This is a genomic window from Burkholderia sp. MS389, assembly GCF_016899425.1.
In the GTDB taxonomy this organism is placed as follows: Bacteria; Pseudomonadota; Gammaproteobacteria; order Burkholderiales; family Burkholderiaceae; genus Burkholderia; species Burkholderia sola.
The window spans coordinates 496,688-515,623 of sequence record NZ_CP045994.1 but is presented as its reverse complement, the minus strand read 5'-3'; the positions used below and the strand labels follow the sequence as shown (position 1 = coordinate 515,623).

General features: G+C 61.5%; 15 protein-coding genes. 5 read left to right on the top strand and 10 right to left on the bottom strand.

The genetic code is table 11. The annotated features are described in order from the left end of the window. Positions 1–3 precede the first annotated feature (3 nt). Entirely contained in the window at positions 4–519 is a 516-nt protein-coding gene (gene tssB / locus GJG85_RS02395) for a type VI secretion system contractile sheath small subunit (protein ID WP_006484395.1), read from the bottom strand. Positions 520–565: 46 nt separating this feature from the next. Further along, entirely contained in the window at positions 566–1,207 is a 642-nt protein-coding gene (locus tag GJG85_RS02390; RefSeq protein WP_050013103.1) for a tetratricopeptide repeat protein, read from the bottom strand. A gap of 373 nt (positions 1,208–1,580) precedes the next feature. Here GJG85_RS02390 and tssJ point away from each other — a divergent pair, with 373 nt between their 5' ends. The 3 genes from tssJ (at position 1,581) to icmH (ending at position 4,420) form a co-directional block, all read left to right on the top strand. Next, complete coding sequence (gene tssJ / locus GJG85_RS02385; protein ID WP_050013104.1) at positions 1,581–2,192, top strand: type VI secretion system lipoprotein TssJ; 612 nt, start codon at positions 1,581–1,583, stop codon at positions 2,190–2,192. Positions 2,193–2,294: 102 nt separating this feature from the next. Further along, complete coding sequence (gene tssK / locus GJG85_RS02380) at positions 2,295–3,641, top strand: type VI secretion system baseplate subunit TssK (protein ID WP_089488117.1); 1,347 nt, start codon at positions 2,295–2,297, stop codon at positions 3,639–3,641. Continuing rightward, positions 3,638–4,420: a type IVB secretion system protein IcmH/DotU gene (gene icmH / locus GJG85_RS02375; protein WP_050013105.1), complete on the top strand. Its 783-nt coding sequence runs from the start codon at positions 3,638–3,640 to the stop codon at positions 4,418–4,420. The genes tssK and icmH overlap by 4 nt, the downstream gene beginning before the upstream one ends. A gap of 125 nt (positions 4,421–4,545) precedes the next feature. On the opposite strand, the gene GJG85_RS02370 is transcribed toward icmH, so the two are convergent. The 7 genes from GJG85_RS02370 to GJG85_RS02340 form a co-directional block, all read right to left on the bottom strand. Then, the gene (locus GJG85_RS02370) at positions 4,546–4,863 is read right to left on the bottom strand and encodes a hypothetical protein (RefSeq protein WP_050013106.1); all 318 of its coding nucleotides are present in this window, start codon (positions 4,861–4,863) and stop codon (positions 4,546–4,548) included. Positions 4,864–5,223: 360 nt separating this feature from the next. After that, the gene (locus GJG85_RS02365) at positions 5,224–5,874 is read right to left on the bottom strand and encodes a hypothetical protein (protein WP_050013107.1); all 651 of its coding nucleotides are present in this window, start codon (positions 5,872–5,874) and stop codon (positions 5,224–5,226) included. Between the two features lie 12 nt (positions 5,875–5,886). Further along, complete coding sequence (locus GJG85_RS02360) at positions 5,887–7,650, bottom strand: RHS repeat-associated core domain-containing protein (protein ID WP_321141491.1); 1,764 nt, start codon at positions 7,648–7,650, stop codon at positions 5,887–5,889. 138 nt (positions 7,651–7,788) lie between these two features. Then, positions 7,789–8,430, bottom strand: coding sequence for an SMI1/KNR4 family protein (locus tag GJG85_RS02355; protein ID WP_143328866.1), 642 nt, complete (start codon positions 8,428–8,430; stop codon positions 7,789–7,791). A gap of 444 nt (positions 8,431–8,874) precedes the next feature. After that, positions 8,875–9,204: a hypothetical protein gene (locus tag GJG85_RS02350; protein WP_050013109.1), complete on the bottom strand. Its 330-nt coding sequence runs from the start codon at positions 9,202–9,204 to the stop codon at positions 8,875–8,877. A gap of 2 nt (positions 9,205–9,206) precedes the next feature. Further along, on the bottom strand, positions 9,207–13,787 hold the full coding sequence (locus tag GJG85_RS02345) for an RHS repeat-associated core domain-containing protein (protein WP_204383632.1): 4,581 nt from the start codon (positions 13,785–13,787) through the stop codon (positions 9,207–9,209). Positions 13,788–13,839: 52 nt separating this feature from the next. Continuing rightward, positions 13,840–17,019, bottom strand: a complete 3,180-nt coding sequence (locus GJG85_RS02340; protein ID WP_124653564.1) for a type VI secretion system Vgr family protein — start codon at positions 17,017–17,019, stop codon at positions 13,840–13,842. Positions 17,020–17,384: 365 nt separating this feature from the next. On the opposite strand from GJG85_RS02340, the gene GJG85_RS02335 reads away from it, so the two are divergent. After that, positions 17,385–18,185 (top strand): cystine ABC transporter substrate-binding protein, encoded by an 801-nt coding sequence (locus GJG85_RS02335; RefSeq protein WP_050013111.1) that lies wholly within the window; start codon positions 17,385–17,387, stop codon positions 18,183–18,185. 102 nt (positions 18,186–18,287) lie between these two features. Here GJG85_RS02335 and GJG85_RS02330 read toward each other — a convergent pair whose 3' ends face one another. After that, complete coding sequence (locus tag GJG85_RS02330; protein WP_050013112.1) at positions 18,288–18,491, bottom strand: hypothetical protein; 204 nt, start codon at positions 18,489–18,491, stop codon at positions 18,288–18,290. A 25-nt stretch (positions 18,492–18,516) separates the two neighbouring features. On the opposite strand from GJG85_RS02330, the gene GJG85_RS02325 reads away from it, so the two are divergent. Continuing rightward, entirely contained in the window at positions 18,517–18,888 is a 372-nt protein-coding gene (locus GJG85_RS02325; protein ID WP_204383630.1) for a hypothetical protein, read from the top strand. The last annotated feature ends 48 nt before the right edge of the window (positions 18,889–18,936 follow it).

Sequence of the window (18,936 nt, the reverse complement as noted above, 5' to 3'; positions counted from 1 at the left end):
TCGTCATTCGCCGTCTTTGTCGCCGCCCGTGCCCTTCGCGAGCTCCTGCAGCTGCTGCGTGTTCTTCAGCACCTCGGACAGCAGATCCTCGAGCTTGTCGTTGCCGGCGAGCTTGTTGCGCAGGTCGGCGAGCTTCGAACGCGCCTCGAGCAGGCGGCGCAACGGCTCGACCTGTTCGACGACTTCGTCCGGGCTGAAATCCGACAGCGAGCGGAACTTCAGGTCGACCGCGAACTTGCCGCCTTCCGGGCTCAGGCGGTTTTCCACCTGGAACGCGGCACGCGGTTCGATCGCCTTCATCACGTCGTCGAAATTGTCGCGGTCGATGTTGACGAACTTGCGGTCGCGCAGCTTCGGCTGCTCGATTTCGGACTGGCCCGCCAGATCGCCGACGACCCCGACGACGAACGGCAGTTCCTTCACCTCGATCGCATCGCCCTTCTCGACCTCGTAGGTCAGCTGGACGCGCGGCGGCCGTATTTTCTGCAAGCTTTTCTGAATGCTTTCTTTCTTGGCCATCTCGACGGCTCCCAGGTTAGTTGTGGTTATCGCGTCAGTTGCGGTTTCAGTTGCGCAGTGCGCCGAACGGATCCGCGCTGCCCTTTTGCGCGGCGGGCGGCGTCGGGGTCGGCGTCGGGGCGGCGCTCGCGGCCGTGTCCGTGGCCGGTGCGGCCCCCGCCTTCGCACGATGAACCGCACGGCGGCCGCCGTACTTCTTCGACTGCGCCCGCTGCTCCGGCGGGAACAGCGCCGACTCGCCGAGCGTGTCGCGCAGCTGCTTCGCGAGCGCCTGCGCGTCGGACTTCGCGTCGCCCGCGAGCGACGCATCCTGGCGCAGCTCGCCGAGCGACTGCGTCGCGATCCGCAGGCCGGCGACGGCCAGCACGCTCTTCGCCTGACGATCGGTCGCGTCGCGCTGCAGCGCTTCCTGGGCGGCGACGATCGCCTGCCCGTAATGGTTTTGTGCGAACTGGATTTGCGCGATGCGCGACCACGGCTCCTCGCGCGTCGGATCCGACTTCGCGAGCTGCTGGTACAGGCCCAGCGCCTTGTCCTGATCCCCCGCCTTCGCGACGGCGTCTGCATCGGCCAGCGACTTGTTGAACACTTCCGCAGTCGGCGGCGCGGACGGCTGGCTCGCACAGCCGGCGATCACGCCGCAAGCCACCACCACCCCAGACAGTTTTGCGAACAGACGGTCTTTCATCGTTATATCCACCGGCGCGTGAGTTTTAAATCGTTGAGAATCTGGTTCTTTTGCTTTGCAAGAAGCGCGCGGGTATAGTACCGATCAATTTTTCATAATTCAATCGTCGTGTGAAGAGTAATTCCTTTTAAAACCGGGCGCTACCCCCTCGAATGGCCTCTCGCTGCGGGCTCGCAGCGGTTTTTCCTCGGGCTGGAGCGCGCAAGTTTTACTGATCGCACGACGCGCCGCCGGGGCGGCGGAAAAAATTTCCGGGCGCTTGCCACGACGCGGGCGTGCTTAATAGTTGAACGATGCAACGTCGGGGATACGCAGCGCACGCGGCAATGCCCGGCAGTTTTGACAGGGATAAAGGCGGCACGCCGGAAAAACGATGAGATCGTCCATGATTCGCTACGCGCTGCCGCTGCTTGCGTGCGCCCTCCTGGCCGGATGCGCGGCCGCCCCGCTGCTCGGCTCGGCCGCGAGCGCCGTGATGTCCGCGGCCGGCATCGGCAAGCCCGAGGTGCCCGACGCGCAGAAGCCGCCGCGCAACATCGGGCTCACGCTGGCCGCCGCGCCGAACCTGAATGCCGCGACCGACCGCAAGCCGCTCGCGCTCGTCGTCCGGCTCTATGCGCTGAAGGACCCGACCTCGTTCCAGCAGGCGCCGTTCGACGCCTTTACCGATCCGACCAAGGAAAAAGCCGCACTCGGCGCCGATCTGCTGAACGTGCGCGAAATCACGCTGATTCCGGGCCAGCGCTATACGGCGACCGAGAAGGTATCGCGCGAGGCGCAGGCATTCGGTATCGTCGCGCTGTTCCGCGATCCCGCACTGCAACGATGGAAACTGACGTTCGATCCGGCGAAGTCGGAGAAATCCGGCATAATCATCGGCCTGCATAATTGCGCGATGACGGTCACCGACGGCACGGTCATCGCACCGCAACAGGGTGCGCCTTCGCAACCGCTGAATATGCTGTCCTCGGTGTCCTGCGGTTAAACATGACGCACGAATGTCAATTAACAAGAGTTAACAATTGGCGATTTAATTCGGGCACGAACAAATCGATTACGTCGCAACGCCACATTAACCGGATTTGACATGAGTTATTCGGCCAAGGTGCTGTGGGGGGAAGGACTGTTCCTCCGGCCTCAACACTTTCAACGGCAGGACGCGTACCACGAGGCGCGCCTGTTCGAGTCCATCCAGGCGATCCAGCCGTACAACTGGGGCGTGCGCTCGGTGCGCATCGATCGCGACGCGCTCGGCAGCAACGTGCTGCGGGTAGCCGAACTCGCGCTCGTGTTCCCGGACGGCGCGCTGTATGCCGCGCCGCAGGCCGACGACCTGCCGCCGCCGATCGCGCTGGACACGTTGCCCGACGGCATCAACGAATTCGTGTTCTATCTCGCATTGCATCCGCTGCGCGAGAACGGCACCAACTACAGCGACGATCCGGCCGCCGGCTTCATGACGCGGTTCGTCAGCGAGCAGACGAGCGTCGCCGACAACTTCACCGACGCCGCGGAAGCCGACATCACGTTCCTGAAGACGCAGGTCAAGCTGATCGCGCACAGCGAGCCGCGCGACCAGTTGCTGTCGGTGCCGCTCGTGCGCGTGCGCCGCACCGCGACGTCCGGCTTCGAGATCGACGACAGCTTCGTGCCGCCGTGCCTCGCGATCGAAGCGTCGCCGATCCTGCATCAGCGGCTGCGCCAGCTGGTCGACGCGCTGCAGGCGAAGGTGAACGCGCTGTACGGCTTCCACCGCGAGCCGTCGAAGAACATCATCGAATTCCGCTCGGGCGACATCGCGTCGTTCTGGCTGCTGCACACGGCGAACGCCGCATTCGCGACGCTCGCGCACCTGCACCAGCACGCGGCGCTGCATCCGGAACGGCTGTTCCAGGAACTGCTGCGCCTCGCGGGCCAGCTGATGACGTTCTCGAAGGGCTATACGCTCACCGACCTGCCCGTGTATCGCCATGACGATCCGGGCCCGAGCTTCGCGCGTCTCGACCTGATGCTGCGCGAACTGCTCGACACCGTGATCTCGACGCGCTATTTCGCGATCACGCTCGACGAGGTGCGCCCGTCGTTCCACCTCGGCCGCCTCGATTCCGGCAAGATCGACGACAAGACAGAGTTCTACCTCGCGGTGTCCGCGGACATGCCGAGCGTCGAGCTCGTCGACGCGGTGCCGGCCCGCTTCAAGGTCGGCGCGCCCGACGACGTCGACAAGCTCGTGCTGTCGGCGATGCCGGGCGTGCGGCTGTCGTACACGCCGCAGGTGCCGCCCGCGATTCCGGTGCGCCCCGGCGCGTGCTACTTCGCGCTCGATTCGCGCAGCCCGCTGTACGAGCGCATGCTGCAGGCCCAGTCCGCGATGATCTATGCGCCGACTGGCATCAATGACCTGAAATTCGAACTGATCGCGGTCACATCATGAGCTACGCGCCTTCCCTGTTCGGCGACAACGTGCCGCCGCCCCTGCATAGCCCGGCGTCGACGGACTCCGCGTTCCAGGCCCGTTCGCTGCTCGATCTGCTGTACGACGGGTTCTTCATGCTGTTCCTGCTCAAGAACAAGCGGGAGCCGGACAGCGCCAGCGAGTTCAGCACGCGAATCCAGGAATTCCTGTCGGATTTCGAGCGCGGCGCGAAGAAGCTGAATATCGCCGCCGAGGACGTGTACGGCGCGAAGTTCGCGTTCTGCGCGGCGATCGACGAGATGGTGCTGTCGTCGCAGTTCAAGATCCGCGCGGACTGGGAACGCCGGCCGCTGCAGCTCGTGCTGTTCGGCGAGCAGCTCGCGGGGGAAAAGTTCTTCCAGTATCTCGAGGAATGTCGTGCGCAGGGCGCGGCGCGGTTGCAGTCGCTCGAGGTGTTTCACATGTGCCTGCTGCTCGGGTTCCAAGGCAAGTATCTGCTCGAGGGGCCGGAAAAGCTCGCTTATCTCACCGCACGGCTAGGCGACGAGATCGCGCATATGAAGGGCAAGCGCGCTGCGTTTGCTCCGCATTGGCCGCTGCCGGATCAGATCGCGCATCGGTTGAAGCGGGAGGTGCCGGTTTGGGCGATTGGGGCGGTGTTCGCGCTTGTGGCGCTGCTTGGGTATCTCGGGCTCAATACTTATCTCAAGGACAAGACGCTGCAGGCGTTGGCGCCTTATTCGCAAGTCATCAAGGTGGGGCCGGAGTCGGCTAATTTGACGATTTCGTTGCCGTAACAAGCGCGTGTTTTTCGACGCCGCTTCATGGAAAAAGGATCGCGTACGGTAATGCCGTTCAGTTAAGAACTGAACGGCATTACCGCTTGGCAGTCCTTTTTTACTGTGACGCGTGGTGTGCGTCGTCAGAGCAGAATGAATTCTTCGTTGTCGACGTAGAACACGAATGCGTCGAGCAATTGCGCGACGCTGGGTTCGTCGACCTGGTCATGTGCGTTGATCACGATGTCTTCGATCGTCGCGCTCGGTAGTGTGACGCACCAGTCGGGCTGCGCTACGGTTGTGGGTGGTGTGGCGGTTTCGGCATGTTCCGCGTCTTCGATGAACACGCCTTCTGTAGCGAGCGTCCATGGCATCGGCGGCAGACAGAGCCACCCGGAAAAGTCACCGGGGTGTTCGAGAATGTGTTTCAGCGACGCGGTCGTCGCGGAGGTTGTCGACATGGGTATTGCGGTTATAACTGGACTGAAGTCAATACAGGAGCTGTGATGTCACAGGCTCCGAAGGTGCCTGCGTCGTCGTAGCGCTCGCGTCAGGGGAGCCGCGATTATGCCCATTTCGGATACGCGAAGCCGGGTCGGTGGTCGCTGTCGGTCGAGCATCTTCGATGCGCATCGCTAAGGGCTCGACGGTTGCCTCCCGCGCAATGATCCCCGTTACCGTTATCCGAGGCGATCCAGCCTGGCGGTCATGGGTACGACGAGCGTGAGCGATGCCAGCCCTCCCGCCATGCGGAGGGAGGTGGATCGCGAAAGACGCACACGAGGAAAGAAAGATGCAAATTGCGCTCTCGACAAGCGCCGCTACGCGCGTGTCCAAAGTGTCGCCGGCCCTGCTGTAATTTGATCCAACTCGCCGGACGAGTCGTAATGGAAGTCCCACTGAGATTCGCGCGTCCATCCTTTCGAAAACGCCAGCGCAGTCAGCGGCTTTCCGTCAGCAGAGTATGTGTAACGATAAACCGCGAATGCCCCGCTCTCGCCGACAGCAACGTACACCTTGTTCGACTCATCGAGCGGTTTCATCCGCGCAATACCGATCACACGAGACGTCACCTTCTCGGGATGGTCAATTCCCTTGTACGTGATGCTACATACATCGATTACACCATCGTCTTCGCGGTACAAATCTGCACTAAGCGCTCGCACGGTCTTTTGACCTGGCATGACTGTCACAACATGCTTTCCAGCCCGGAAGCCCGCACTGTATTTCCCAAGCCAGCGTGCTTCGTCAACGCTTTCATAGCGTTTCTTAAGCAACTTCGGCGCGGAGAAGCCCTGTCGCTGCTCTTCATATGGAAGACACGAAAAATAATCGCCCGACGAAAACCTCCAATCGTCTACCGAATCTCTGATCTCACGATATCGATTGTAGAGGTTCGTCGTGTCGAACGACTCAAACTCCTGCCGAAGCGTAGCCAGCATATTCTCGACAATTGGCTCTTCCAATAGCATTTCGTCACCCTCCTAATCACAACAGCAACTGAACGTGCCTTTCCAACTGCCGTTTTCCATTCGTTGTCCAATATCACGGAGAGCATTTTCAACATTGCCCCCCCTCTTCTCCACACCCTTAAGCACTTGATATATCAACTTATCATTATCGGTGCCGTGGACGTGAGCGCCAGCGTGGTAAGTACCGTCAGCCCGCGCAGCAACTCGTCCTGGGTGCCCCGGCACCTGTACTTGAGCGTTACCAGTACCCCACAAACGAGCGCCATTCGAAGCTGAGTCGATATCAATATCACTCCGCTCCAAAATTTCGCGTGACTTTTGCACGTGGCTATTTGGCAAGCTCTTGCGGCAATTCTCCTGAACGATGTGGTGTGGCGTTTGGCCTGGTTGAAGAGGTCTACCTGCTCGAGCGAGGTTTCGCCCAAGTCGGTCTGCTGTTAGACCGCGAGGGTCTATGCTGTCGACCGGATTGGCTGAATATTCATATCCGTTTGAGCCACCCGTTAGCCCAATTGGATCCGCCGACGTAAACCGTCCGAACGCAGGATCATAGTACCGATGCCGGTTGTAATGCAGCCCCGTTTCCGCATCAACCTGCTGCCCCTGAAACCGTAGCGAGTTCTTCGCCACAATCCCCGCCGCCTTCGACGCCCGCGCAATCACTTCCCGCGCTTCGCCCCAAGCCTTGTACGACGCTTCCCAAACCACATCGCCATCATCGTCCGTTAGAAGCTGCGGCGTACCAATCTGATCGCAGTGGTAATAGAACACCGCCGCATCGCCCCGCCGCTCCGGCACCTTCTGCAGCGGATCCTCCTCCGGCACATAGCGGTCGGTACTCGTCCATACCGGCGTCGCGATCCCCTCAACCGGCCCCGCCACATACTGCGCCAGCGGCACGAACGTCCCAGGCTCGTAAAGATAATGCGTGCCGCGCTCGCCATCACTCTCGTACGCCAGCGTGTCACCATCCCACCCGAACACCGTCCGCTCGCCGTTCACCTCCTTCGCAATACGCCGACCGAACGCGTCATAGAAATACCGTGCCTGACTCTGCCGCGACGTCTCGGCAACGCGCGCAGACAGCATGCGATTGAACTCATCCCACTCGTATTCCTGCTCACCCGCCGGCGTACGCTTGCGCACCAGATTCCCACGTGCGTCGTACTCGAAGTGCATCCCTGCATACGCCTTCAGCAGGTTACCGAGCACCTTCGGCACCTCGACCGGCAACGTACTTTCCGGCCGCACCGGGCTCGGACGCGATGCCGGCGTCTCCGCGGTCCGCACCGGATCGATGATGTTGCTCGCCGGATCGAATGCAAACCGTTCCTTCGCGATGGGACTGATCGCTTCGATCAACCGTCCGACCGGATCGTATCGATAGTCGGTCCCGCCCTTGCGGCTGTCCTCGATTCGCGACAACTGCCCCATCGCGTCATAGCGATACCGCCGCTCGGCAAGCGGCGCGGGTGACGTCGACCGCTGGATCGTCTGCTGCAGCACGCGTCCGGCCGGATCGTAGTGCGTGCGCTGCCCGACCTTGCTCGACAGCACGCGCACCGTCTCGCGATGAAGATCGTCACGCTCGAACTGCACGCGCTCCTCGCCATCGAGCAACATTCCGTGCACATGCCCCGACCCATACATCAACCAGTCGACCACGTGCCCATCCGGCCGAACCGTGCGCCGCCGATTGCCGAGTTCGTCGTATTCGTGATGCCACACGTGGCTGCGCCGGTCGCCGAACAGATCGTAGGCGTGATGTTCACGCACGAGATTGCCGACCGGATCGTAGGCAAACCGTTCCTGGCGATGCGCTTCAGCTGACCTTATCAATCAAAGTGAGACCAGCCGTGTGGCAACAATTTCGCCCCTAAATAACGCCAAGGGCCGCTCGCGCGACCCTTTTTCCTACACCGACAATTCAAAATACCAAATCAAGAAATCGTTAAATGTAGCCCAGCGGGCCGGGATCTTCCCTTTTATAAAATCATTTAGCACGGAAATATCAAGGTCGTAGACGGCACCATCGTCCTTGCCGTACAGGTACATTCCCTCGCCTTCATCCGACGTTAAAGCCAAATACTCTTCTGGAATACCGTACAGATTCCTAACATATTCCGTTTGATCCGGGATTGCGGGAATAGATGGCCCCTCGACATCAAGCAACTCCGCAACAGGTCGCGGGCTTATAAAGCTCCCCTGATACTTGAGATAGAACTGTCCAAAATCAGTATCTGAAGCAACGCCGAGGTCCTGAAGTGTCCTCATGGCTGTTCTCGGATCACTCCTAGCGATGTCGCCAGTAGATCCAGCCAGATACCGCTCGACTGTTGATGGAATCACAGATCGCATCCCCCCATTTTTTGAGACGTTCGCCTCTGCCACTCGATCTTGCCAGTATTGTTTTCGATCAATATCAAAGGCATCACGATCAATGGGAAAATCCGGATTCTTTTGATTGCCATACGGATGCAGTGCCTCGACGAATATCTCTCCGACTTTACCGACGAGGCTTACCACACAGATCGCAAGAGCAGCGAATGAGATCAAGCATAAACTTTGCGTAATGATTCTTGATTTTATCGAATGAAACATTATTTTCTAGTCCATTCGCCTCAAGCGACTCAATCTCATTCACCCCCAATGATCACTCATTCCTTCACTTCGTCACACACTCCCAATTTCCGCATCACTTGAGCACAAAAGGGACAGAACTTCAAATGATCCCATCCTTTCAAATAGTTGTTGATGTTGCGTCTTGAGCAATATCTTTCAACGCATCAATTGACTTGACATTATTGCCTGCAGCAATTTAACTAAGCGAATCGAGTTCCCCACAACAACCATGAGCAAATGGAGAACGCGGATCCTTAGGAACAGCGCCGTAAATATCTTGGGCTACCGGATGCTGAATTTCGCCTCCGCCCGCATTCTCGCTATAATCCACTCCGCACGGCGGCGGCAGAGGACGGTTGCAGCATAGACAATCCCTTACTACAGCATCATTTTGCGAACCTGAACGTCGTCGGCAATGACCGTTAATAATGGTTCGTCGGTCCAGGCGGAAATAAAGCTGAACTCCCTGAACCCACCAACCGGCTCCTCCACCGCGATGCATACTTCCGAGAGAAATGAACTCGCGGAACTTTCCGCCAAATGAGACAAATCCTGCTCCTCCGGCGAAAATGCCTTCATCCCAAGGACCCTATGGAAGATCACATCAAAGGCTCCGTGGTCAGTTTTAACTGAGACGGCCAGGCTGTTCCCCTGGTAAGAGAATGCTTCGATCTGACCATCCGCGACAAGAATTTCGCTACCTTTCACTTTTACCCTCCCGGAAAATTTTCTCCCGGAGTAAAGCCAGTGCCACTTCCTGGCGTATAACCATCCGGTTTTGATTTGCTTATAGCCCCGCGACGCGCGGCTTGGCCCCAGCTTAGACCATCTGGCTTCGTTTCAACATGGTAATGCGCGCCATGATGACGTGGATTGAAGCCCCGCGAACATGGACACAACCCTTCTGGATGGCTTTCATAGCGAATACGTGTGTTGCTGTTCGGGAACCACGTATATCGAGGCGTTCCATCCGGCGTCGCGCCAATCTTAGGATCGACACCCAGGACTTTGGTCATATCATCTGGATTCGAGGGGAACGTGCCAGTCAACCCAAGTGGATCAATCCAAGTGATTGGATTCGGCGCGTACTGGAAGACGTTGATGCCACCGGCTAGACCGATTGGATCGTTCGATACGAAACGCCCCGAACTTGGATCGTAGTACCGATGCCGGTTGTACGCGAGCCCTGTCTCATCATCGAACTGTTGCCCCTGAAACCGCAGCGGATTCCTCGCCACAATCCCCGCCGCCTTCGACGCCCGCTCAATCACCTCCCGCGCTTCGCCCCAAGCCTTGTACGATGCTTCCCACACAACGTCGCCGTCGTCGTCCGTCAGCATCTGCGGCGTACCGATCTGATCGCAGTGGTAATAGAACACCGCCGCATTGCCCCGCCGCTCCGGCACCTTCTGCAGCGGATCCTCCTCCGGCACATAGCGGTCGGTACTCTTCCACTCCGGCGTCGCGATCCCCTCGACCCGCTCCGCCACATACTGCGCCAGCGGCACGAACGTCCCCGGCTCGTAGAGATAGTGCGTGCCGCGCTCGCCATCACTCTCGTACGCCAGCGTGTCACCATCCCACCCGAACACCGTCCGCTCGCCGTTCACCTCCTTCGCAATACGCCGACCGAATGCGTCATAGAAATACCGCACCTGACTCTGCCGCGACGTCTCGGCAACGCGCGCAGACAGCATGCGATTGAACTCATCCCACTCGTATTCCTGCTCACCCGCCGGCGTACGCTTGCGCACCAGATTCCCGCGTGCGTCGTACTCGAAGTGCATCCCTGCATACGCCTTCAGCAGGTTACCGAGCACCTTCGGCACCTCGACCGGCAACGTACTTTCCGGCCGCACCGGGCTCGGACGCGATGCCGGCGTCTCCGCGGTCCGCACCGGATCGATGATGTTGCTCGCCGGATCGAATGCAAACCGTTCCTTCGCGATGGGACTGATCGCTTCGATCAACCGTCCGACCGGATCGTATCGATAGTCGGTCCCGCCCTTGCGGCTGTCCTCGATCCGCGACAACTGCCCCACCGCGTCATAGCGATACCGCCGCTCGGCAAGCGGCGCGGGTGACGTCGACCGTTGGATCGTCTGCTGCAGCACGCGTCCGGCCGGATCGTAGTGCGTGCGCTGCCCGACCTTGCTCGACAGCACACGCACCGTCTCGCGATGAAGATCGTCACGCTCGAACTGCACGCGCTCCTCGCCATCGAGCAACATTCCGTGCACATGTCCCGAGCCATACATCAACCAGTCGACCACATGCCCGTCCGGCCGAACGGTCCGCCGCCGATTGCCGAGTTCGTCGTATTCGTGATGCCACACGTAGCTGCGCCGGTCGCCGAACAGATCGTAGGCGTGATGTTCACGCACGAGATTACCAACTGGATCGAAGAAGAACTGCACGCGGCTGTACCGATTCACCGCGTCGATCAACCTGCCGCTCGGATCGTAGGCAAACCGTTCCTCGCTTTCCCCCGCGACGCGCTTCAGCAGTCGGCCGCTTACATCGATGTCGACCGACGTCACGCAACCCGCTTCATCGATCGAAACGAGACTGCCGCTGTCCGGATCGTACTGATAGCGCGTCGACTTGCCGTCGAAGCCGACTTCCTCGATCAGCCGCCCCGCAGGATCGTAGTGAAACTGATACGTCGAAAAGTTCGCATCGGTCAACGCGGTCAAGCGCCCGAGACGGTCATAGCGATACGCGACCGTCTGCCCGAGCGCATCGGCGCGACTCGCAATGCGACCGACCGCATCGTAGCCATATCGCGTCGAACGATTGAGCTGGTCCGTATGCCGGAGCAAGCGGCCTTCAGCATCGTATTGGAGCTGCTCGACGCCGGCAGGCGAGCGAACTTCAGTCGGCTGCCCGTTCGGTCCGTACCGATAGGCAGCCACACCGCCGGCCGCGTCCTTTGTCTCGATCACACGCCCGATGTCGTCGTAGCGCCACTCCGTCTTCTTTCCGGAGCAGTCCGTATAGCTCGTCATCTGCCCGGCATTGTTGTACTCGATCGTCTTCGAGCCGCCCTTTGCGTCGATGATCTGCGTCGGCAAACCCTTGTCGTTGTATTCGTACTTCGTCGAATGCTCGAGCGGATCGATTTCCTCGACGAGGTTTCCGGCATCGTCATACTTGCGCTGCCACACATGCCCGTTCGGATCGACGAGCCGGATCATCTGATCCTTGTCGTCATACGCCATCTCGACAACGCTGCCGTCCGCCCGTTCGTGCTGAACCAGATTGCCGCGCGCGTCGTATTCGCGCCGCTCGATGCTGCCATCCTGCCGGATATGCAATACCAGATTGTGGTGGGCATCGCGCCGGAACCACTCCTGGTTACCGTCCGGATACACGATCCGGTACACGTAGCCGTGGATGTTGAAGTAGTACCGCGTCGTCTGACCGAGGGCATCGGTCACGTAGGTCAGGCGGATGTTCGGATTCCATGCGAGCCGAAGATCGAGACTCCCGTCGTCGGCGTATTCGCGAATACATTTCGCGTCTGCGTTGTCTTCAGCATCCGCGCCATCCCATTCGAGCGTCATCCCGCGGCCCGTGCGATCGGTATAGCGCGTCACCAGGTGGCGGTGATATTGATACGTCCGCGCGTTGCCATGACGATCGACCGCGCGCACGAGATCGCCGTTCGCATCGTATTCGTAGCGAGCCAGCGTGCGACGCGCACCGTCCTTGAGCACATGCTCGATCTGTACGATCCGGCCATGCCGGTCGTGCTCGAACGCGAGCACATTGCCGCTCGCATCGATCACGCGTGCAACGCGATCAAGCGCATCGTAGTCGAGCGTGATCGTGTTGCCGGCACGGTCCTTCTGCATCGCGAGCCGGAACGCGTCGCCACGGCGCTCGTATACATGCAGCGCGTCATGGCCGTATGCGATCGTCACCCACGTATCGTCGAGCCGCGACAGCGTCAGATTCTCGGACAGATCATCGTGCGCCGCGCCGGCCGCCAGTGCCGGATACTCGATGCTGCGCCCTTCCACATCGCGATAGATCCACTGACCGTTCTTGATGTCGATTCGCGTCGTGTACGGCGTAATCCACCGCGCGCCCAGCTCTCCGTTGTCATAGGCCGACAGCCGGGAGCGATACGTACGCTCCCAAACGAGCGGCATGGCGCCCGGCAGGTCGAAATCCACGTGGGAGAACGTTTCGTCACCGAAAGCGAAGTCGATCGATGCCGGCGATGCCCCGACCCCACACGCCTTGCACGTGCTCTTCCCCGGCCCTTCGGCCGGCGCCTGCCCCTCCGTTTTCTCGAGCCCCTCCTGCCCGCGCGTCTTCTTCGCCTGGCTTTTCCCGCTCGCCTTGACGTCCGCAGTCTGCTCATGAAGCTTCGCACGTGCCTTCACCCGCCCGACCGCCTCGATCAGCTGCACGACCAGCCACATCATCTTGCCTTCTTCGCTGCCGGCGAGCGAACGGATCGACTTCGCGATCTTCGGCGCCTCGGTCCGAAGGAAGGTCACCGTGCTGCGAAACGGCTCGAGCCACGCATCCGGCGCAAGTTTCGCCGCCGTGCCCGCCGCCTTGTTGACAACCTTCTTCCCCAGCGCCTTGGTCCCCTCGTACGCGAACTGGATGCCGTCACCGACCCGGCTCGGGCTGTACCACGGCCGGTTGTCCGCCATCTTCTGCGCAAGCTGTTGCTGGCGTTTCAGATTGGCGTTGGCATCGAAGAGCTGTCCGTGCAGCGCTTTGTCCATGCCGGTCGCCAGCGCGATCATGAGCTCCTCGGCTTTCGACGCGCATCCGTCGAGCAGTTCGACGAGGCCAGCCTTCAGCTTGTTCAGAAAATCCTCGATCTCGGTCGCGCAGGTCGCATTGATATGCGTGACCAGCACGGAGATGATCGCCGCGCCGAGATTGTTGCGGGTCGCCAGCAATTCGTGACGGACGAGCGCGAGCAGCGGGCGCGCGGACATCCGGAACGGCGCGAGTGTCGGCGGAATCGGAATGATGCCGAGCAGGTTGATCGCAAGGCTCATGTAGTCGAGCACCTGGCCACCGCGCTTCTCGACGATTTCGGCAATATCACCCAGCGCGTCGACCATCGCCATGATGTTGCCGACGATCGGTACGGCGCCGGCAAACGTCTTCACGTCCTCGAACGTGATGTGATTGCCGCTGATACGGCGCAACCATGCGTCGAAGCGGTTGCCGACCGCCGCGACGTCCTTGGCGGAAACATCGCTGAGCCACGTAACAGCCTGTTCCTTCTCCGCGCCCGGTGGAAGTTGTTGTGCCATGTCGTTCTTCGTTCAATTCGTATTTTTTAAAGACGGCCGACAAGCCGCCCTCTCAGGATTTCAGCGGTCCGCCAAACCCGCTCGTCGGCAGCTTCATACCTGTCGCGCCCGCGGCCGACGCCACGGTCGTGGCGCCCTTGCCCGCGATGCCGGCGACGCCCGGCAATGCGCTCTGCAACGCGCCCGACGCGGCATTCGCAGCCGGCGCGGCAAGCGCGGCAAGCCCGCCCTGACGGGCGGCCTGAACCATCCCGGCCACCTGCTTCGCCGCACCGCTCAGGGTCGAGGCCGTCTGCAACGCCGACGCAACGCCGGCTCCGCCCAACGCGGTCGCCGCAGCCGGCAATGCCGAGCTCGCGAGCCCGCCGAGGGCCGCGCCCGCGCTGCCGCCGCTCACCAGCCCCATCGCCGCCGTCGTCGCGGCCGGCGCCATCCCCTGCAACTGGCTCGCGAGCTGTCCGCTCGCCGCGGCCTGCGCGGCTTCCGCCGACGGTTGCACGGGCTCCGCCGGCCACTTCGCCTGCTTGAAATAGTTCGCCGGCTGATCCGACTCGCGTGGGTCCTTCCCGAATTCGACGCGCACCGCGCCGGGTGGCAACCCGCTCACAACCGTATGACCGCTGTTGTCGAGTGCGCCTTTCTTCAGCACGGCGCCGTTCACGTCCTTCACCGTGAACAGTCCGCCTTTCACCGCCTCGCCGTTCACGTACTTGTGAAACAGTTCGAGCTGCCCCGGCTGATCCGGCCGCGGGCTCGGCAACGGATACCCCATGCTCGCCGGACCCGCGAACGTATGCGACGCCCCCTTCACATCGATGGCGCCCGGCGCATGAATCTCGATGTTGCCGTCCTTGATGCGGATATACCCGCCGCCGCTCGTCAGCAAAATGCCCTGATCGGCCGCGATCTCGATCCGGTCGGTTGCGGACACAACCTTTACCGCCTTCTGCGCGGTCACCTCGACGTTGTCCGACTGCGCCTGGATCTCGACCTTGCCCTTGCCCGCGAACAGCTTCATCCCCGCGTTCTGCACGAACAGGCTCAGCTTCTGCCCGATGCTGCCGATCAGCGACTTGCCCGCCGCGACATGCACGCTTTGCCCGCTCGCGACGTTCACGTGATCGTTCGCGACCACGTGCATCGACTGCTGCGTCGACATCCCGATCCCCGACGGGCTGCCGAACAGCATCACCGGTTCCTTGAATGCGTTCGCGCTGCCGGTGCCGCCGCCCGCCGTACGTCCGCCGGACGCGTTACCCGACGCACTGTCCTGCGTCGCGTCGGTGAACGCACGCATCGTGTCGTGCGCTTCCTTCAGGCTTTCCGCCTGATGCTGCTCGCTCACGTCCGACATCGCTTCGATCAGGCTCTCGCCCGTCACGAGCTGCTGCTGCGCTTCCTTCACGTCGAGCGGCTGGCTGTTCGCCGCCTTCGGATGGGTCGTGACGTACAGGCCCTGGCTCGCCCGCACCGCGCCGTACGCATCCGAGCGCAAGTCGAACCCGCTGCCGAGATACGACCCGCGCGAATTGCCGCTCTGGTCGATGATGTAGCCGAGATGCAGCAGGCTGTTCGCGCTGCTGCTCATCAGCTGCACGCGGTTCTGCCCCGTCGCGTCGTCCATCACGAGCTGGTTGTAGCCGCCGCCCGAATACTCCTTCGACCGATACCCTGACAGAATCCCGTCGCTATGCCACTGCGGCTGGTTCGCGCCGTTGTACACGCGCCCGACGGCCAGCGGTCGGTCGCAATCGCCGCCGACATAGTCGATCAGCACTTCCTCGCCGATGCGCGGCACGTGCACGCCGCCGTAGCCGCCACCCGTGTCCGACTGCACGACGCGCACCCAGCACGACGCGTTTTCGTTACCCGGGTTCAGGCGATCCCACACGAACTGCACGCGGATCCGGTTCAACTCGTCGGTATAGACTTCCTCGCCCTGCGGCCCGACGACGATCGCCGTCTCGAGATGCATCTTCGGCTTCTCGTGTTCGAACGGGCTGCGATACGGCACGCTGACGCGCTGCGCTTCGACCTCGACGAGATAGAAGCCGACCGAGCCGTCGTCGTGCGGCACGCGAAACGCGGGGTCGGCGCCATAGCCGTCCTGCGCCTGCGTCAGCGCATCGCGCAGGCTGTACGGGAAGTCCGCACTGCGGTTGGCAACGGGCAGGTTGTTCTCGATCCACCATTCGACGCCGATCGTCGCGAATTCGCGCTGATCGGCCGGATCGCGATCGTGTTCGGGATGGTCCGCCAGCGTGAAGCGCCGGCCGGCATCGATCGCACGCACGCCGCCCGCGCCGTGGAAGCGCTTCGCCTCCGACTCCCACTGCTCCATCCGGATCTTCGTCAGATGGTCGCCGCGCGTCTGGTCCAGATAGGTGTACGCACCGGTGTATTCGTAGACTTCGAGCTGGTCGGGCAATTCACCCTGGCCGGCCATCGTCGGCAGCGTCGTGCCCTTCGGGTTCGACGGTTGCGACGGATTCTTGTAGTCGAACGTGCGTGTCGATCGGGCCACGCTCTGCAGCGTGCGCGTGCCCGACCATTGCGTGAGCGCGTCGGCTTCGCTCGCCGCGCCGCCGTGATAGAAGCGCACGGCCTGCGGCGACAGCGGCGCAAACGCCTGCAGGTTGTCGGTGATCACGAGCGTATGCGACTTGCCGTCGTCGGCCTGCTGCCAGATGGTGTAAAGGCCTTCGCTCTCCATCAGCCGATGTACGAAATGCCAGTCGGTGTCGTGCTGGCGCGTGTACGAACGGTTCGGCAACGGCTTCGACAGCGCAAAGCGAAAATGGCCCTTCGCCTGCGGATGCTGGTCCAGCACGTCGCTGATGATCTGGTCGACGGTCGTATCGTTCCAGATCCGCTGGTCGCGACGGAACTTCAGGAAATGGGTGAAATCGGCGAACGTGAGCTGATAGGTCGTGAGCCCGCCGTCGGCGCCCAGACGACGCGCGGTGTGCACATAGCCATTCACCGGCCGGTAGCTGCGATCGCCCTGCTGGATCCACAACGTGACCGGCTGCGCGATCAGTTTTTTGAGTTCCACATCGCTGTCGGTCGAAAGCACGTCCAGCGTGAATTCGTACGCGCGCCCGATGCGTGAGCGGCCGACCGCCCGCTGCACGGTCAGCACGTTCGCCCCCAACGGGGTGTCGAGCTTCAGCAGCCGGTCCTGCTGAAGCAACCCGCCGCGCAATGCGGCAACAGTGTTCTGCATGTTCATGGCAACGGCCTTTTCTTCTTTTGACGCGCCCTCGGATGGCGCGCTGAGCGATTTCGCTCGCGCGATTTTACAGACAAATTACGGCCCGAATCGGAAAATGACCTGATTTAAAAGACTATTTTTAAGCGGATTCCGAATGCCCGCGGCGAACGCTCGAACAGGCAGGCGCCGTGCACAGCGGTTGCCGTCACACTGCATTGCCGCCTTCAATCCGCTGAAATCGAGTGCAATCAGGGCCAATTCGACTTCCGGTGCGGCGCGGTTGCGAGTAGTGTCTACGTGCCCGTATTGCGGCCCACCGAGGCCGGTCAGCGCCCGGTGCCCGGCGCTCACCACAACACCCTGCTGACCACTGGAGATCTGCGATGAAACGTTCGAAGTTCCTGCTGTCGGGCCTGCTGCTCGCGTCGGCCCTCGGCTTCACGGCCGTCGCCGCGCACGCGGACGACCTGCTCGATTCCGTGAAGAAAGCCGGCGTGCTGCGGGTCGGCCTCGAAGGCACGTATCCGCCGTTCAACTCGCGCGGCACGTCCGGCCAGCTCGAAGGCTTCGACGTCGACGTCGCGAACGCGGTCGCCGGCAAGCTCGGCGTGAAGACGCAGTTCGTCCCGACGGAATGGAGCGGCATCATCGCGGGGCTGCAGGCCGGCAAGTTCGACGTGATCGTCAACCAGGTCACGATCACGCCGCAACGCAAGGAAGCGCTCGACTTCAGCGAGCCGTACACGTACTCGGCCGCGCAACTGATCCAGCGCAAGGACGACACGCGCAACTTCAAGTCGCTCGAGGACTTCAAGGGCAAGAAGCTCGGCGTGACGCTCGGCACCAACTACGACCAGATGGCGCGCAGCGTGCCGGGCATCGAGGTGCAGACGTATCCGGGCGCGCCGGAGAAGCTGCGCGACCTCGCCGCGGGTCGGATCGAGGCGACGCTCGACGATCGGCTGATGCTGCCGTACATGATCAAGACGTCGAACCTGCCGCTGCGCTCGGGGGCGGTGCTGAACGGCGGCAAGCAGGAGATGGCGATCCCGTTCCGCAAGGGCAACCCGAAGTTCGAGAAGGCGATCAACGATGCGCTCGAGTCGCTGCGCAAGGACGGCACGCTAAAGAAGATCTCGACGCACTGGTTCGGCAGCGACGTGACGGTGCCGGTCGCGCAGTAAGCGGTTCGGCGCGCGATCAATGTGTCACGCTTTTCGCTGCGGCGAAGGCGTGACGCGCAGATGCAAGCGTCTTGCCTCCTTCTTCCTCTTTTCCGTTTTCCGTCAGGCCGCCTCGTCGAAGCGGGCAAGCAGCATCTGGCCAATCGGCGTCAGCGCCGGGCGCGCCGCTATCTCGTCTACGCGTACCTGCGTGTCGTCGACCAGCTGCTTTTCGACGAGCACGGCGAACGCCGGGTTCGCGAGGTCGACACTGTCGGGCGCGCGCGCAATGCGCAGCAGCATAGAGAATTCATGCGGACTCAACATGGTCCATGTCTCCTGATCGTCCGCGATGCATTCGATCGGCGTCGATCACGTTTTCGAATGGAATGGATGGGAGGCCGAAGCCGATGCGCTGCCGGGAGCGAGATCCCGGGTGATCCTGCGCGACGCGGGCACGGCGTCGGATGCGATCACGCACACCCCGATCGCGACAATGCTGCCGCGGCGGGAACGTGCAACATTAGAGATGCGGCGTGACGCGGGCGTGACAAGAAAAAGGGGGGAACGACAGCGCTCGCGACATCACGGCGCGCAGCCCCATGAACGAAAAAGGGGTTACGGAAAACTCCGTAACCCCTTTTCGGATTTGGTGCGGCTGCAGGACTCGAACCCGCCACCTGATGATTACAAATCATCAAGATGCGATATTTATCGACGTTGATCAAAGAGCTGGAAATCGCCACAAACCCAGTAAATATAAGGCTCACAA

What these genes read in the sequence shown, in the direction of transcription:
- GJG85_RS02335 (WP_050013111.1), top strand. Translation starts at nt 17,385, where the DNA reads ATGAAACGTTCGAAGTTCCTGCTGTCGGGCCTGCTGCTCGCGTCGGCC.
- GJG85_RS02370 (WP_050013106.1), bottom strand. Translation starts at nt 4,863, where the DNA reads ATGTCGACAACCTCCGCGACGACCGCGTCGCTGAAACACATTCTCGAA.
- GJG85_RS02390 (WP_050013103.1), bottom strand. Translation starts at nt 1,207, where the DNA reads ATGAAAGACCGTCTGTTCGCAAAACTGTCTGGGGTGGTGGTGGCTTGC.
- GJG85_RS02325 (WP_204383630.1), top strand. Translation starts at nt 18,517, where the DNA reads ATGCATTCGATCGGCGTCGATCACGTTTTCGAATGGAATGGATGGGAG.
- icmH (WP_050013105.1), top strand. Translation starts at nt 3,638, where the DNA reads ATGAGCTACGCGCCTTCCCTGTTCGGCGACAACGTGCCGCCGCCCCTG.
- GJG85_RS02330 (WP_050013112.1), bottom strand. Translation starts at nt 18,491, where the DNA reads ATGTTGAGTCCGCATGAATTCTCTATGCTGCTGCGCATTGCGCGCGCG.
- GJG85_RS02345 (WP_204383632.1), bottom strand. Translation starts at nt 13,787, where the DNA reads ATGGCACAACAACTTCCACCGGGCGCGGAGAAGGAACAGGCTGTTACG.
- tssK (WP_089488117.1), top strand. Translation starts at nt 2,295, where the DNA reads ATGAGTTATTCGGCCAAGGTGCTGTGGGGGGAAGGACTGTTCCTCCGG.
- tssJ (WP_050013104.1), top strand. Translation starts at nt 1,581, where the DNA reads ATGAGATCGTCCATGATTCGCTACGCGCTGCCGCTGCTTGCGTGCGCC.
- GJG85_RS02340 (WP_124653564.1), bottom strand. Translation starts at nt 17,019, where the DNA reads ATGAACATGCAGAACACTGTTGCCGCATTGCGCGGCGGGTTGCTTCAG.
- GJG85_RS02365 (WP_050013107.1), bottom strand. Translation starts at nt 5,874, where the DNA reads ATGCTATTGGAAGAGCCAATTGTCGAGAATATGCTGGCTACGCTTCGG.
- tssB (WP_006484395.1), bottom strand. Translation starts at nt 519, where the DNA reads ATGGCCAAGAAAGAAAGCATTCAGAAAAGCTTGCAGAAAATACGGCCG.